General features: G+C 72.4%; 15 protein-coding genes. 9 read left to right on the top strand and 6 right to left on the bottom strand.

Translation table 11 applies throughout. From position 1 onward, the window contains the following. Positions 1 to 9: 9 nt before the first annotated feature. Entirely contained in the window at positions 10 to 669 is a 660-nt protein-coding gene (gene cofC / locus ACH34R_RS13725; protein ID WP_397561753.1) for a 2-phospho-L-lactate guanylyltransferase, read from the bottom strand. A gap of 82 nt (positions 670 to 751) precedes the next feature. Here cofC and ACH34R_RS13720 point away from each other — a divergent pair, with 82 nt between their 5' ends. The 4 genes from ACH34R_RS13720 to ACH34R_RS13705 all read left to right on the top strand — a co-directional run bounded on the left by ACH34R_RS13720 (position 752) and on the right by ACH34R_RS13705 (position 4929). Then, positions 752 to 1492 carry a lysophospholipid acyltransferase family protein gene (locus ACH34R_RS13720; RefSeq protein WP_397561752.1) on the top strand — a complete coding sequence of 247 codons (741 nt, stop codon included), beginning with the start codon at positions 752 to 754 and terminating at the stop codon, positions 1490 to 1492. Positions 1493 to 1512: 20 nt separating this feature from the next. Next, on the top strand, positions 1513 to 2523 hold the full coding sequence (locus ACH34R_RS13715) for an NAD(P)H-dependent glycerol-3-phosphate dehydrogenase (protein ID WP_397561751.1): 1011 nt from the start codon (positions 1513 to 1515) through the stop codon (positions 2521 to 2523). A gap of 9 nt (positions 2524 to 2532) precedes the next feature. Further along, positions 2533 to 3756 (top strand): trans-sulfuration enzyme family protein, encoded by a 1224-nt coding sequence (locus ACH34R_RS13710; RefSeq protein WP_397561750.1) that lies wholly within the window; start codon positions 2533 to 2535, stop codon positions 3754 to 3756. A 75-nt stretch (positions 3757 to 3831) separates the two neighbouring features. Then, positions 3832 to 4929, top strand: coding sequence for a D-alanine--D-alanine ligase family protein (locus ACH34R_RS13705; protein WP_397561749.1), 1098 nt, complete (start codon positions 3832 to 3834; stop codon positions 4927 to 4929). A 12-nt stretch (positions 4930 to 4941) separates the two neighbouring features. Here ACH34R_RS13705 and ACH34R_RS13700 read toward each other — a convergent pair whose 3' ends face one another. Then, on the bottom strand, positions 4942 to 5382 hold the full coding sequence (locus ACH34R_RS13700; RefSeq protein WP_397561748.1) for a DUF3515 domain-containing protein: 441 nt from the start codon (positions 5380 to 5382) through the stop codon (positions 4942 to 4944). A gap of 23 nt (positions 5383 to 5405) precedes the next feature. Further along, entirely contained in the window at positions 5406 to 5639 is a 234-nt protein-coding gene (locus tag ACH34R_RS13695) for an Lrp/AsnC family transcriptional regulator (RefSeq protein WP_397561747.1), read from the bottom strand. Between the two features lie 149 nt (positions 5640 to 5788). Between ACH34R_RS13695 and ACH34R_RS13690 the strand changes: the two genes are divergently transcribed. Both ACH34R_RS13690 and ACH34R_RS13685 read left to right on the top strand, forming a co-directional pair. Next, positions 5789 to 6727: a thiamine-phosphate kinase gene (locus ACH34R_RS13690; RefSeq protein ID WP_397561988.1), complete on the top strand. Its 939-nt coding sequence runs from the start codon at positions 5789 to 5791 to the stop codon at positions 6725 to 6727. 204 nt (positions 6728 to 6931) lie between these two features. Further along, complete coding sequence (locus ACH34R_RS13685) at positions 6932 to 8296, top strand: hypothetical protein (protein WP_397561746.1); 1365 nt, start codon at positions 6932 to 6934, stop codon at positions 8294 to 8296. 10 nt (positions 8297 to 8306) lie between these two features. Here ACH34R_RS13685 and ACH34R_RS13680 read toward each other — a convergent pair whose 3' ends face one another. The 3 genes from ACH34R_RS13680 to rpmB form a co-directional block, all read right to left on the bottom strand. Next, the gene (locus ACH34R_RS13680; RefSeq protein ID WP_397561745.1) at positions 8307 to 8957 is read right to left on the bottom strand and encodes a response regulator; all 651 of its coding nucleotides are present in this window, start codon (positions 8955 to 8957) and stop codon (positions 8307 to 8309) included. Next, positions 8954 to 10114: a sensor histidine kinase gene (locus ACH34R_RS13675; protein ID WP_397561744.1), complete on the bottom strand. Its 1161-nt coding sequence runs from the start codon at positions 10112 to 10114 to the stop codon at positions 8954 to 8956. Before ACH34R_RS13675 ends, ACH34R_RS13680 begins: the two co-directional genes overlap by 4 nt. 148 nt (positions 10115 to 10262) lie before the next feature. Then, positions 10263 to 10448, bottom strand: coding sequence for a 50S ribosomal protein L28 (gene rpmB / locus ACH34R_RS13670; protein WP_111166017.1), 186 nt, complete (start codon positions 10446 to 10448; stop codon positions 10263 to 10265). Positions 10449 to 10723: 275 nt separating this feature from the next. Here rpmB and recG point away from each other — a divergent pair, with 275 nt between their 5' ends. From recG to coaD, 3 genes are all read left to right on the top strand, one after another. Beyond that, positions 10724 to 12913, top strand: a complete 2190-nt coding sequence (recG, locus tag ACH34R_RS13665; protein WP_397561743.1) for an ATP-dependent DNA helicase RecG — start codon at positions 10724 to 10726, stop codon at positions 12911 to 12913. Positions 12914 to 13257: 344 nt separating this feature from the next. Further along, on the top strand, positions 13258 to 13830 hold the full coding sequence (gene rsmD, locus ACH34R_RS13660; protein ID WP_397561742.1) for a 16S rRNA (guanine(966)-N(2))-methyltransferase RsmD: 573 nt from the start codon (positions 13258 to 13260) through the stop codon (positions 13828 to 13830). A gap of 16 nt (positions 13831 to 13846) precedes the next feature. After that, positions 13847 to 14323, top strand: a complete 477-nt coding sequence (gene coaD, locus ACH34R_RS13655) for a pantetheine-phosphate adenylyltransferase (protein ID WP_111166020.1) — start codon at positions 13847 to 13849, stop codon at positions 14321 to 14323. Positions 14324 to 14352 lie beyond the last annotated feature (29 nt).

Raw genomic sequence — 14352 nt, 5'->3', positions numbered from 1 at the left:
GCCCCCAGCCTAGGCCGTCCCGCCGGGGTCGCCCAGGATGAGCCTGGCCACCTCCGCGGTGCGCGGGCCGACGCCCAGGGTGACCGCCTCGGCGAGGTCGACAGGGGTGTCGACGTCTCGTCGTACCGAGGGGATGTCGTCCCGGTCGAGTTCCTTGGCGCCGCGCCCGAGGTGCCTGGCGCGTGACTCGCCGCCGAAGCCCGGGGTGAACGGCACGCCCGGCATGGTGCCGTAGAAGGTGGTGCCGATCCCGGCCGCGTCGGGGACGAACGCCATGTCGAAGTCGGCCGCGGCGGCGAGCGCGACGTCGAGTTCGGCGGGGCGCAGGGCGGGCAGGTCGGCCTGGAGCGCTCCGACCGCGTCACCGGGCGCCAGGCGTACGGCCTCCGCCGCCCCGAAGCGCAGCGCGGCGTTGAGGCCCGCCTGCGGATCGTCCACCACATGGCCGCCCACCTCGGCCAGCGCCTCCGCGGCCTGCGGGTCACCGGTGACCACGACGACCCGCGCCACGCGCGGGCAGCGCAGTGCCGCCGAGACCGTGTCGCAGGCGATCGCGACGGCGAGCGCCGTGCGGTGGGGTCCGGCCGCCCTGGTCAGCCGGGTCTTGGCGGCCACCAGCGTCTTCACCGGCACCACGAGGGACCAGGCGGAACTTTGCGATGCGCGCATACCCTTAAGCATCGCGCCTCGACACCCGACGCGGGCAACCGGGAGACTTGCGGCGCATCAGCGCCGTCGACAGGAGGAGCCGATGAGCCGCATGGACCGACCTTCGCGCTTTTGGGAATCGGTGGCCGTGGTGTTGCTGAAGCCGGCCATGCTGCTGCTGACCAAGCGCGACTGGCGGGGCGGCGAGAACATGCCGCGGACCGGCGGAGTGATCATCGCGGCCAACCACCTGTCCTGGACCGATCCGATGCTGCTCGGCCACTTCCTGTACGAGCACGGCCGCTGGCCGGTGTACCTGGCCAAGTCCGGGCTGTTCTCGGTCCCGGTGCTCGGCAAGATCATCGCTTGGCTGCGCACGATCCCGGTCTATCGGGGCAGCTCCGAGGCCGCGCGCTCGCTGAGCGCCGCCGAGCGGGGGATCGAGGGCGGCGCGAGCGTGATCTTCTACCCGGAGGGCACCTGCACGCGCGATCCCGGCCTGTGGCCGATGAGCGGCAAGACCGGGGTGGCCCGGCTGGCGCTGGCCACCGGCGCGCCGGTCATCCCGGTCGCGCACTGGGGGGCGCAGGAGCTGCTGCCCTACGGGAGCAAGCGGCTGCGGCTCTTCCCGCGCAAGACCTTCCACTTGAAGGCGGGCCCGCCGGTGGACCTGTCCCGGTACGCCGGGCGGGCCACGGACGGCGCTGCGCTGCGGGACGCCACCGCCGACATCATCGCGGCGATCACGGCGCAGCTCGCCGACATCCGTGGGGAGGAGCCGCCGCCGGCCCCCTTCGACCGGAACACCCCTGTGGGCGAACCGGGGAAGCGCTCCGACGGCTGATCACGGCGTACGGTGATGAAATGAGCAAAGCTGCCGTATTCGGGACCGGTTCGTGGGGCACCACGTTCGCGATGATCCTGTGCGCCGCCGGTACTCGGACGACCCTGTGGGGCCGGCGGGCCGAGATCGTCGAGGCGATCGACCGGGAGCATCGCAATCCCGACTACCTGCCGGGCGTGCCGCTCCCGAGCGAGCTGCGCGCCACCACCGACCCGGCGGCGGCTCTGGACGGCGCGGACTTCGTGGTGCTCGCCGTCCCCTCCCAGTCGCTGCGCGCGAACCTCGCCGAGTGGGCCCCGCTGATCCCGCCGGGCGCGGTGCTGGTGAGCCTGATGAAGGGCATCGAGCTGGGTACGGCCAAGCGGATGAGCGAGGTGATCAGGGAGGTCGCGGGCGTCCCGCAGGAGCGGGTGGCGGTCGTCTCCGGGCCCAACCTGGCGATGGAGATCGCCCGGCGGCAGCCCGCCGCGACCGTGGTGGCCTGCACCGACGAGGCCGTGGCGCAGAGATTGCAGCAGGCGTGTCACGCGCCGCCGTGGTTTCGGCCCTACACCAACACCGACGTGGTCGGGGTGGAGGTGGGCGGGGCGGTCAAGAACGTCATCGCGCTCGCCGTGGGCGTGGCCACCGGCATGGGCATGGGCGACAACGTGCGGGCGATGATGATGACCAGGGGTTTGGCGGAGATTTCCCGGCTTGGTGCGGCTTTGGGGGCGGATCAGCATACTTTCGCGGGTTTGGCGGGAATGGGGGACCTGGCCGCGACCTGTGCGTCACCATTGTCCAGGAACCGCACTTTCGGCGAGAATCTGGGCCGCGGGATGACCCTGGCCGAGGTGACCGCGGCCACCAAGCAGACCGCCGAAGGTGTGAAGTCCTGTGAGTCCGTCCTTGAGCTGGCGAGGAAGCACGACGTGGAGATGCCGATCACCGAGGTGGTCGTCGGTGTCGTGCACGACGGCCTGGACCCCGGCGAGGCAGCGACGCTGCTGATGTCGCGCTCGCCCAAGCCCGAACGGTACGGAGTGTGAGTTCTTAGTGTGACTGCCTCACGACGCGCGCGCCGCAGACTCGGCGAGAACACCCGCTCGATCCACCTGCCCCGGCCGGAGACCCCCGGTCAGTCCACCTTCGGTCTGCCGGTGTGGCGGGCCGCGTCGTGGAACTTCCGAAACTCCGCGGAGTACGCCGACGTGCTCGGCGGCCAGGGCCCCGGCCACGCCACCGGCCGCATCGACAACCCCACCACGTCCTCCTTCGCCGCCGCGGTGGCCTCGCTGGAGGGCGCCGCCGCGCCGGAGGACGTGGCCGGTCAGGCGTTCGCGTCCGGCATGGCGGCCGTCCAGGCCGTGTTCTTGACGTTCCTGCGCGCGGGCTCGCACGTACTGGCCCCCAGTCCCGTGTACGGCGGGACGTTCTCCCTGCTCACCAACGTGCTGAGCCGGTTCGGTGTGACCGCCGACTTCGTGGACTACGCCGACCTCGCCCGCGTCCGGGCCGCCGTGCGCCCCGGCACGAAGATCATCTACGCCGAGACCATGGCCGACCCCACCACGGCCGTGGCCGACCTGCGCGGCCTCTACCGGATCGCGCGCGGCGCGGGGGCGCTCCTGGTCGTGGACTCCACGCTGGCCACCCCCGTCGTGTGCCGCCCGCTCGAACACGGCGCGGATCTCGTCCTGCACTCCGCCACCAGGTACCTCGGCGGGCACGACGACTCCACCGGAGGCGTGGTCGTCGGCCGGCCCGGCCTGATCCAGCGGCTGCGCGAGGTGCGCATCGACACCGGCTGCTCGCTGTCCCCCGACGAGGCGTTCCTGCTGCGGCGCGGCATGGAGACCCTGCCGCTGCGGGTGCGCCGCATGTGCTCCACCGCGATGGTGTTCGCCGCCTCGGTCGCCAAGCACCCCGCCGTGCGCCGGGTGGACTACCCCGGGCTGCCCGACCACCCGGGCAACCTGCTCGCCAGGCAACTGTTCGACTCCGGACCGGAGGGCACCCGGTACGGCGCCTGCGTCACGGTCACCCCCACCGGCGGCTACGAGGCGGGGGCCGCCCTCGCCGACGGACTGCGGCTGGCCGGGATCGGTTCGGCGGTCGGCGGCACGCACACCAAGGCCGCGCACGTCGCCGCCACGGTCCGCCCGACCGGGAAGGACGCGGGGGTCGACGCCGGCGCGGTGCGCTTCTCCATCGGGCTGGAGGACGCCGAAGACCTGATCGCCGACGTGACCAGGGCACTCGATTCCCTTCGTTCGCCCTGAACCCCGTAGATACCGGTAGATGTGGCCCGTGTCGGCCCGGAGAGAAACCCCGCTGAGAGGGTAGATTCGGGCATCATGAACGAGCAGCGTGAGCGCCGGCCGCGCGTCGCCGTCGTCTTCGGCGGGCGCAACTCCGAGCACGCGGTGTCACTCCTCGGAGCGGGCAGCGTGCTCTCGGTGATCGATCGCGACAAGTACGACGTCGTGCCGGTCGGCATCACCCAGGACGGGCGATGGGTGCTCGCGTCGGGTGAGCAGCGGTACGCGATCGAGGCCACCGTCGACGAGTCCGGCCCCGCCCTCGCGCTGCCCACCGGAGAGGCGACGCTGGTCGCGCTCTCGCCCGGGCGCATCCCCGAGGAGCTGGGCGCGGTCGATGTGGTGTTCCCGGTGCTGCACGGGCCGTTCGGCGAGGACGGCACGATCCAGGGCCTGCTGGAGATGGCCGGCGTGCGCTATGTCGGGTCGGGGGTCCTGGCCAGCAGTGTCGGCATGGACAAGGAGTACATGAAGGCCGTGCTGGCCGCCGCGGGGCTGCCGATCGGCAGGTACGCCGTGGTCCGCGACCGCGACTGGCGGCTGGACCGCGAGCGGGTGCTGAAGGAGGTCCAGGGCCTCGGCTGGCCGGTCTTCGTCAAGCCGGCGCGGGCCGGGTCCAGCCAGGGCATCTCCAAGGCCACCTCGCCGGGCGAGCTGGCCGAGGCGATCGAGCTGGCCAGGGCGCACGACCCGAAGGTGCTCGTGGAGGCCGCGGTCGAGGGCCGGGAGATCGAGTGCGCGGTGCTGGAGTCGCTGGACGACGCGCCGCCGGTGGCCGGCGTGCCCGGCGAGGTGCTGATCCGCGACGACCACGAGTTCTACGACTTCACCGCCAAGTACACCGAGGGCCACATCGACCTCGACGTGCCCGCGCGGGTGCCGGCGGAGGTCACCGAGCGGCTGAAGTCCATGGCGGTGCGCGCCTTCGAGGCGCTGAGCTGCGAGGGGCTGGCGCGGGTCGACTTCTTCCACACGCCCGACGGCGGCATCGTGCTGAACGAGATCAACACGATGCCGGGGTTCACCGCGACGTCGGTCGCGCCGCAGCTCTGGGCGGCCAGCGGCCTGCCGTACCCCGGGCTGGTGGACCGGCTCATCCAGCTCGCCCTGCGGCGGTCCGTCGGCCTGCGCTGAGCCCCGGGCGGCTCAGCCGGGCAGCGCCCGCTTGATCGGGGCGGCCAGCCGGCCGAGCACGATCCCCGGGGTGTGCGCGCGCGACATGGTGATCTCGACGTATCCGCCGCCGGTCACGGCGGTGTAGAGGGTCGGGGCCTTCGGGTCGGGGAACCACCCGACGCCGTTGATCTCGGCAAGCCGGTCGGTGGGCGCCATCAGCGCCGGGCGCGGCACGCCGCAGCGCAGCGCGATCTCGCCCGCGCCCCACACCGTCACGTACGGCGACGGCGGCTCGGACTCCACGCGCTCGGCCCCGTCCAGCGACCGCGGCAGCAGGCCCTGTAGCTGCCGGCAGGCCGCGGCGGTCGCCCCCTGCGGGGCCGGCGGCTCGACGCGCACGGCTCCGCCGCACCCCGCCAGCGCCGCCACCGCCGCGATGGCCACCGCCGGAATCAGTGTCGCTTTCCTCAAACCCGGCTCTCGCTAGATGTTCGCTAGATATGGACGATCGGACACGTAAGCGTACGCGTGATGCCCTCGACCGCCTGAATCTGGGCCACCACGAGCTTGCCCAGTTCGTCCACGTTGTTCGCCTCGGCCCGGACGATCACGTCGTAGGGGCCGGTGACGTCTTCGGCCTGGGTGACTCCGGTGATCGAGGAGATTTCGCCGGCCACCTCCGCGGCCTTTCCGACCTCGGTCTGGATAAGGATGTACGCCTGCACCATCACGTCCTCCCGGGCGGGCAGAGCTGGTCGGACCAGCGTCAATCACCTGTATCAGCTTGGATCTGAATAGATCGGCTTGGATCAGCTTGGATCAGTTTGGATCAGCGCCGAAGGGCCACCGTACCCTGAGTTGCGTTAGGAGGTGCGTCATCACAGTCGGAGATTTCGGCGAATTCAGTCTTGTGACTCGCATCGCCCGGCGGCTGCCGCAGGGCGACGGTGTTCTTCTGGGTCCGGGCGACGATGCCGCGCTGGTCAGCGCACCGGACGGACGGGTCGTGGTGTCGACAGATCTGTTACTTGAGGGTAGGCACTTCCGCCGCGATTGGTCCAGCGGACAGGACATCGGCCGCAAGGCGGCGGCCCAGAATCTCGCCGACATCGCCGCCATGGGCGCCCGGCCCACCGCCCTGCTGGTCGGCCTGGGCCTTCCGCCGGACACCTCCGTCGCGTGGGTGGATCAGTTGTTCGACGGCCTGCGGGAGGAATGCGCCCTGGTCGGGGCCAGTGTGGTGGGCGGTGACATCTCGCGTTCGGAGGCGGTGATGCTGGGGGTGACCGCGCTGGGCGACCTAAGGGACCGCGCGCCGGTGACCCGCGCGGGCGCCCGCCCCTCCGACGTCGTGGCCGTGACGGGGCGGCTCGGGCACGCCGCGGCGGGGCTCGCCCTGCTGACGGCGGGCGCGCGCGACTCCGGGCCGCTGGTGGACGCGCACCGCAGGCCGCGCCCGCCGTACGCGATGGGGCCGCGGGCGGCCGACCTGGGGGCGACCGCGATGCTCGACGTCAGTGACGGCCTGCTCCAGGACCTCGGGCACGTGGCGGAGAGCAGCGGCGTGCGCATCGAACTGGACTCCGCGGCCTTCGCCGTTCCGCGGGAGTTGCGGCAGGCCGCGGCGGAGCTGGGCGCCGACCCGCTGACCTGGGTGCTCACGGGCGGTGACGATCACGCGCTGGCCGCCGCCTTCCCCGCCGGGATAGGGCTTTCCGGGCAATGGCAGGTCATCGGGACGGTGACCGAGGGCCGTGGAGTGCTGGTGGACGGACGTGAGTACGGCAGGGGCGGTTGGGATCACTTCGCTGTGTAACCAGAGGTTGTGACTATTGTGAACTTTGTGACAAATAAGTGGTAAAGATGTTATGAAGTTGGGCGGCCATGGTTCCCGACAGGAAGGGCTGTGATGGGCCGCCACGGCACAGAAGGATCCGAGCCGCAACGCAGGCGGGGGAGGCGCAGGTCACGTGAGGACGACCTGACCCCGCCGGCCGAGGCGACCGGTCCCTACGAGCCCGTGTCTCCTCGCAGGCTCCCCGAGGACGACGACGCCGCCGAATGGACCGCCGAGTGGCGGGTCCCCGACGGCGACAACGCGTTGGGCGAACCCCCCGGCCGCCACGAGTGGCCGGAGATCACCGAAGCGCGGACCGGGCAGTGGGCCACGGGCCCACGACAGGAGGAGGAGCCCCACGCGGCGGTCTCCCCGCCCCCCGCCTCCCCGATGGCGACGCCGGTCCCCGAGCCGGCTCCCGCGACGGCCGAATGGCCGGATGTGACCGGTGTCGAGCACACCGCCGCGTATGACGTGCCGCGTGAGGAGTACGGCGAGCCGGCCGCGCCCGAGCCGTTCCCCGCCGACGACCCCGGCGAGCCCTCCTACGAGCGCCGCCCGCCGCCGCCCGACCGGCTCGTGTACTCCCCGCACCGTTCAGCGGGCCCAGAAGGCGACATGGAAGGCGACCAGACCACGCGGACCGGCTTTCTCGGTTCCGGGTGGCAGGGTGACGACGACGATTCCTCTCCCGGGCCCTACAAGGGCGTCTGGGGCGGCGAGAAGCTGGCGGCCGAGCCCAGGAAGCGGGGCCGGGTCGCGGTGCTCTCCGTGGCCGCCGTGGTGGCCCTGCTCGGCGGGTCGGTGGCCGGAGTGCAGCTCATGACCCGCTCGGCCGAGACGCCGGCCGCGACCAAGCTCGTCACCGCGCCGAGTACGGGCGCCACGCAGGGCACGCCCAGCGAGCCCGCGGAGACCTCCGAAGAGGAGGCCGAGCCCACCGCCGAGGAGACCGGCGAACCGGCGAAGAAGCCCAGGTCGAGCGCTCCCGCCCAGCCGACGCAGACCGCCGCGCCGCGCCTCACCCAGCGCCCCCGCGCCACCGAGGAGCCACGGCCGAAGAAGACCCGCACTCCGGACAACCTGGACGACCAGGAGACGCCGCCGCGGGACTCCAAGCCGACCGGCTCCCCCCGGCAGTCCGAGGAACCGCGGATCAGGGACGACCAGAACCGGCCCGCGCCGCCGTCCGCCCAGCCCACGACCGGGCCGACCAGCCCGCCCGACGGCGGCGGCGACTCACGCGACGACAACGTCGTCGAGATCGACGTGGACCTCTTCGGCAGGCTGGCCGGCTACTCCGCCGAGCTGTCGATCGCCAACGGCTCCGCCACGGACCTGACCGGCGTCACCTTGAACCTCGCGGTGAGCGGCAAGGTCACCAAGGTGGAGGGCGCCGACTGGGACTACAGCGACGGCACTCTCACGCTGCGCCTGCCCAGGGCGATCCCGGCGGGCGGCCAGGTGAGCGTCGAGTACCGTGCGCTCGGCCGGTCCAAGGCCCCCAGCTCCTGCGAGGTCATCGGGATCACCTGCCTGCTCAGGTGACCGGAGCAGGTCAGGTCCAGCCCGGCCGCACCAGGCCGGTCTCGTAACCGATGACGACGAGCTGCGCGCGGTCGTGCGCGGCGAGTTTGGCCATGATCCGGTTGACATGGGTCTTCACGGTGGCCGGGCTCATGTGCAGCCGCGCGGCGATCTGGCCGTTGTTCAGGCCCCCGGCGACGTGGGCCAGGACCTCGCGCTCGCGGTCGGTCAGCGGGGCCAGCCTGGCCGTGCTGGGCGACGCGTCCGGCCGCGCGGCGAACTCCTCGATGAGCCGCCGCGTGACGCCGGGGGACAGCAGCGCGTCGCCCCTGGCCGCGACGCGTACGGCGTGCCGCAGCTCGGCCGGTTCCGCGTCCTTCACCAGGAAGCCGCTGGCCCCGGCCCGAAGCGCCTCATAGACGTACTCGTCCAGGTCGAACGTGGTCACCACGACCACCCGGGTGGCCGACCCGGCCAGCCGGCGGGTGGCCTCAAGGCCGTCGAGTTCGGGCATGCGGATGTCCATGAGGGCCACGTCGGGACGCAGCTCGGCGGCCATCCGCACAGCCTCCCTGCCGTCGGCGGCCTCGCCGATCACCGTCAGGTCGTCCTCGGAGTCGAGCAGCGCCCGCAGACCGGCCCGCACCAGCGGCTGGTCGTCGGCGAGCAGCACGGTGATCATGAGGCGCCGGCCGGCAGCGCGGCGGCCGGGGCGAGCGGGAGCCGGGCGATCACCTGGAAGCCGCCGTCCGGGCCGTCGCCCGCGCTGAGCCGCCCGCCGACCGCCGCGACCCGCTCGGCCATCCCGGCGAGCCCGTGCCCGCCGGTCTCCAGACCGCCTCGCCCCCGGCCGTCGTCGTCGATCCGGACGACCAGGCCGCCGGGCTCGAAGTTCAGGCTCACCCGGGCGCGGCTCGCGGCGGCGTGCCGGATGGTGTTCGTCAGCGCCTCCTGCACGACGCGGTAGACCGTCAGGTCCACGGCGGGCGGCAGCGGACGCCGTACGCCCGTGACCTCCAGCTCCACCGGGACGCCCGCCGTGGCGATGAGGTCGCGCAGCCGCTCGGTGCCCGGCGCGGGGCGGCGGGCGTCAAGGGCGTCGGAGGTTTCGGGGGATTCGGGGGTGCGCAGGACGCCCAGGATGTCCTTCATCTCCGTCAGCGCCTCGCGGCTCGCCGTACGGATGACCGCGAGCGCGTCACGGGCCTCGCCGGGCCCGCCCGCGCGCTCCACGGCCTCGGCCGCCACGGCCGCGTGCAGCGCGATCAGCGAGATCGTGTGCGAGGTGACGTCGTGCAGCTCCCTGGCGACCTTCAGCCGCTCCTCCTGCGCCCTGCGCAGCGCGGCCTCCTCGCGGGTGCGTTCGGCCTCGGCCGCCCGGCGTTCGACCTCGGTGGTGTAGGCCCTGCGGGCCCTGGAGACCTCGGCGAGCTGGGCGGCGACCAGCACGATCAGCCCCCAGATCAGCAACGCGACCATGTGGTCCACGCTCGGCTGGGCGAGGGCGGCCGTCGCCGGGATCGCGACCATGGCCCCCGCGCCGATCCAACCCGCCGCCCGGCGGTCGGCCGCGATCAGGGTGAACACCGCGATGAGGGCCGGGGCCGGCCAGAACGCGTAGGGATAGCCCAGCGCGAAGTGGACCGCGGCGGCCCCGCCCGTGATCGCCAGCGCGATCTCGGGGTGCGCGCGCCGTGGCAGCAGGCCCAGCACGCACCCGGCCAGCAGCGCCCAGCCGAGCGGGTCGATCGCCCGGGCGTCGGGCTGGTTGCCCTGGGCGAGCATGGACGTGCTGAACACGACCACACCGATGGCGATGACCAGCGCGAACCTATTCATTCCGGCACACTAACCGCGGCGGGCCGGGCCTGGAATACGGCCATCGCGGTATGCGGATACCGCGGGCGCGGTAGGAAGACCCCCGGACACGACGAACCCGGCGTACGCCGATGCGGACGCCGGGCCGGTGAGCCTCGCGATGGTGCGGCTAGCGGGTGACCTTGCCGGCCTTGATGCACGAGGTGCAGACGTTGAGGCGCTTCGGCGTGCTCCCGATCTTGGCGCGCACGGTCTGAATGTTGGGGTTCCAGCGGCGGCGGGTACGGCGGTGCGAGTGCGAGATGTTGTTGCCGAACCTCGGCCCCTTGCCGCATACGTCGCAGACGGAAGCCACGGTATCGCTCCTTAGATCAGTCGATAGGCCCGTGCCTTGGCCTGGGCGGCGAGCGCGGGCATGCCGGGAGAACCGGCCAGCCGAACAAGGGTATCCGATGTCGATGACCGCCCGCCAACGCGAAGCGCGCCCCAGGGAACGGCCGAACAGGGATGCTCTCCCCGCAACCGTAGCGTATCGGCGGCGAAGGGCACGCCACATGCGGGAGGCCGCCCGACGCCGCAGAGTGAGGTCGCAGAGTGAATCTGTCGCCTTCGCACGATAGAACTGGTCGGGTGACGCGTTTCGACGAGCCGCTGGGGCGGGCCCTCGATCCTAAGACGGCCAAGCTGCTTGAGGGCTCGCTCGGCCTGTCCACGGTCGGCGACCTGCTGCGCCACTATCCGCGCCGCTACGCCGAGCGCGGCGAGCTGACCGAGATCGACTCGCTGGCGGTGGACGAGCACGTCACCGTCGTGGGCGAGGTGTCGCGCACGATGCGCAAGCCGATGCGCAACAAGTCCGGCACCTGGCTTGAGGTCGAGGTCGTCGACGCCCGGCAGAGCCGCATCTACCTGGCCTTCTTCGGCAAGGCGTCCCATGCGGTGGAGACGCGGCTGCAACCCGGCAGGCGGGGCATGTTCGCCGGGAAGGTCGGCAGGTTCGGCAGCGCCACCCGGCCGCGCTGGCAGCTCGCCCACCCCGACTTCGAGCTGTTCGACGAGAGCGAGGGCGACGCGAGCGCGGCGGAGTTCGCCACCGCGCCGGTGCCGATCTACCCGGCCGGCAAGGACATCACCTCCTGGGTCATCCGCAGGGCGGTCGGCGTCGTGCTCGACACGCTCGGCCCGCTGCCCGACCCCCTGCCTGCCGCGCTGCGGGCCAGGGAGTCGCTGCCGGGGCTGGCCGACGCGCTGACCGCCATCCACCGGCCGCGCGACTTCGCCGACGTCAACCGCGCGCGGGGGCGGCTGAAGTTCGACGAGGCGTTCGTGCTCCAGGCGGTGCTGGTACGCCGGCGTATGGCCGCGGCGGCCTGGCCCGCCAAGGCCCGCCCGCGCAGCGACGACGGGCTGCTGGCCGCCTTCGACGACCGCCTGCCGTTCGCGCTGACCGACGGCCAGCGCGAGGTCGGCGAGGAGATCGCGGCCGACCTGGCGAGCGCCCACCCGATGCACCGGCTGTTGCAGGGCGAGGTGGGCGCGGGCAAGACCGTGGTGGCGCTGCGCGCGATGCTCCAGGTGGTCGACGCGGGCGGTCAGGCGGTGCTCCTCGCGCCGACCGAGGTCCTCGCCCAGCAGCACCACAGGTCGATCAGCGCGATGCTCGGCGACCTCGCCTCGGGCGGCCTGCTCGGCGGCACCACGGTCGCGCTGCTCACCGGGTCGATGGGCGCGGCGGCACGCCGTACGGCGCTGCTCGACGCCGCCTCCGGCGCGGCGGGCATCGTGGTGGGCACGCACGCGGTGCTGCAAGACCGCGTGCAGTTCGCCGATCTCGGCCTGGTCGTGGTCGACGAGCAGCACCGCTTCGGCGTCGAGCAGCGCGACGCGCTGCGCGAGAAGGCCGGCGACACCCGCCCGCACGTGCTGGTGATGACCGCGACGCCGATCCCGCGCACGGTGGCCATGACGGTGTTCGGCGACCTGGAGGTCTCCACGCTCAGCCAGCTCCCCGCGGGGCGCGCGCCGATCGGCAGCCACGTCGTCCCGGCCGCCGAGAAGCCCCACTACCTGGACCGCACGTGGGAGCGCATCCGCGAGGAGGTCGGGCTCGGCAGGCAGGTCTACATCGTCTGCCCCCGGATCGGCGAGCAGGAGGGCGACGAGGGCGACCTGGCGCCCGACAAGAACGGCCAGGCCGAGGAGCGCCGTCCGCCGCTCGCGGTCACCGAGGTGGCCCCCATGCTGGCCGGCGGCCCGCTCGCCGGGCTGCGCGTGGAGGTGCTGCACGGCCGCCTCGACCCCGAGGAGAAGGACGCGGTGATGAAGTCCTTCACCGACGGCGAGATCGACGTCCTGGTGGCCACGACGGTGATCGAGGTGGGCGTCGACGTGCCCAACGCCTCGGTCATGGTGATCATGGACGCCGACCGCTTCGGGGTCTCCCAGCTCCACCAGTTGCGCGGCCGGGTCGGCCGGGGCGGGCTGCCCGGCCTGTGCCTGCTGGTCACCGACTCGCCCGCGGCCACCCCGGCGCGGGCCAGGCTCGACGCGGTGGCGGCCACGCTCGACGGCTTCAAGCTGTCCCAGGTGGACCTGGAACAGCGGCGCGAGGGCGACGTGCTGGGCGTGGCCCAGTCGGGCCGCAAGTCGTCACTGCGGCTGCTGCAACTGCTGCGCGACGAGGACGTCATCGCCACGGCCCGCGACGAGGCCACGGAGCTGCTGACCGCCGATCCGGAGCTGGCCGGCCATCCCACGCTGCGCGCCGAGATCGACAAGCTGGTGGCCGACGAGCGCGCGGAGTTCCTGGAGAAGACGTGACCAGGAAGGCCACGGGCACCGGAAGATGAGAGTGACCCAGGGCCCAGCCACGGGGACGGCCTCCCCCCGAATGCCGTCCCCGGCTGGGCCCACCCTCGGGTCAGGTGCCGAGGGCACCGGCGTGCGGAAGGGCTCACGATCACGCCGGTCGGCCTTCCCCTGGGTCACCTGAAGGCCGCAGCACTCATCATGCGGGCAGCCCGGTCCGATGGGAACGACCCTTGTGCATTCCTCGCCGCTCCTTGCGCTGTTCATTGCGCTGGCCTGGCGGGGTTTACGGCCGGTTCATCGCGGTCGGGGCCTGGCGTGCAGAACCCCCTGCCGGGCCTCGCTAGATTGGGGCCATGATGCGGGTCATCGCGGGGAGCGCCGGGGGCAGGCGGCTGACCGCGCCCCCCGGCAAGGGCACCCGGCCGACGAGCGACCGGGCCAGGGAGGGGATCTTCTCCTCGGTCGGGTCGCTGCTGGGGCCGCTGACCGGCGCGCGGGTGCTCGACCTTTACGCCGGCTCCGGCGCGGTGGGCCTGGAGGCCCTGTCGCGAGGGGCCGCGCACGCCCTGCTGGTGGAGTCGGACGCGAAGGCGGCCAGGGTGATCAAGGCCAACATCGCCGCGCTCGGGCTGCCCGGGGCGGAGCTGGCGCTGGACAAGGCCGAGCGGGTCGCGGCGCGCGCGTGCGAGGGCGAGCCGTACGACTTCGTCTTCGCCGACCCGCCGTACGCGATGGGCGGGGCGGACCTGACGCTGGTGCTGGAACGGCTGCTGGACAACGGCTGGCTGGCCCCAGGGGCGCTGGTCGCGGTGGAGCGCGAGACCCGCGGAACGGACCTGCGCTGGCCCGCCGGCATCGCCAATGAGAGGGCCAGGCGATACGGGGAAGCGACGGTTTGGTACGGTCGCGCCGCCGGGAACCCGTAGATCTGGGGGGTGTGCCTTGCGCCGCGTCGTCTGTCCAGGGTCGTTCGATCCTGTCACCAATGGTCACCTGGACATCATCGGACGGGCGTCTCGACTGTACGACGAGGTCGTGGTCGCCGTTCTGATCAACATGGAGAAGAAGAGCCTGTTCACGGTGGAGGAGCGCATCGAGATGCTCCAGGCCGTGACCAAGGAGTACGGCAACGTCCGGGTGGACAAGTTCCACGGGCTGCTGGTCGACTACTGCAAGCAGAACGAGATAGCCGCGATCGTCAAGGGCCTGCGGGCGATCAGCGACTTCGACTACGAGCTGCAGATGGCCCAGCTCAACTACCGGATGTCGGGCGTGGAGACGCTGTTCATGTCCACCAACCCGGAGTTCTCCTTCCTGTCCTCTTCGAGGATCAAGGAGATCACCCGGTACGGTGGCGATGTCTCCGGCCTGGTCCCCGACCTGGTGCACCGGCTCCTGGTCGAGCGGCTCAGGGGCTGACCGGCGACTGGTATTCTTTGTAATCGGCC

This window comes from Spongiactinospora sp. 9N601, from assembly GCF_044326295.1.
GTDB classification, from domain to species: domain Bacteria; phylum Actinomycetota; class Actinomycetes; order Streptosporangiales; family Streptosporangiaceae; genus Spongiactinospora; species Spongiactinospora gelatinilytica.
The sequence above is the reverse complement of the archived record's forward strand: the minus strand, read 5'-3'. Positions and strand labels throughout refer to the sequence as shown.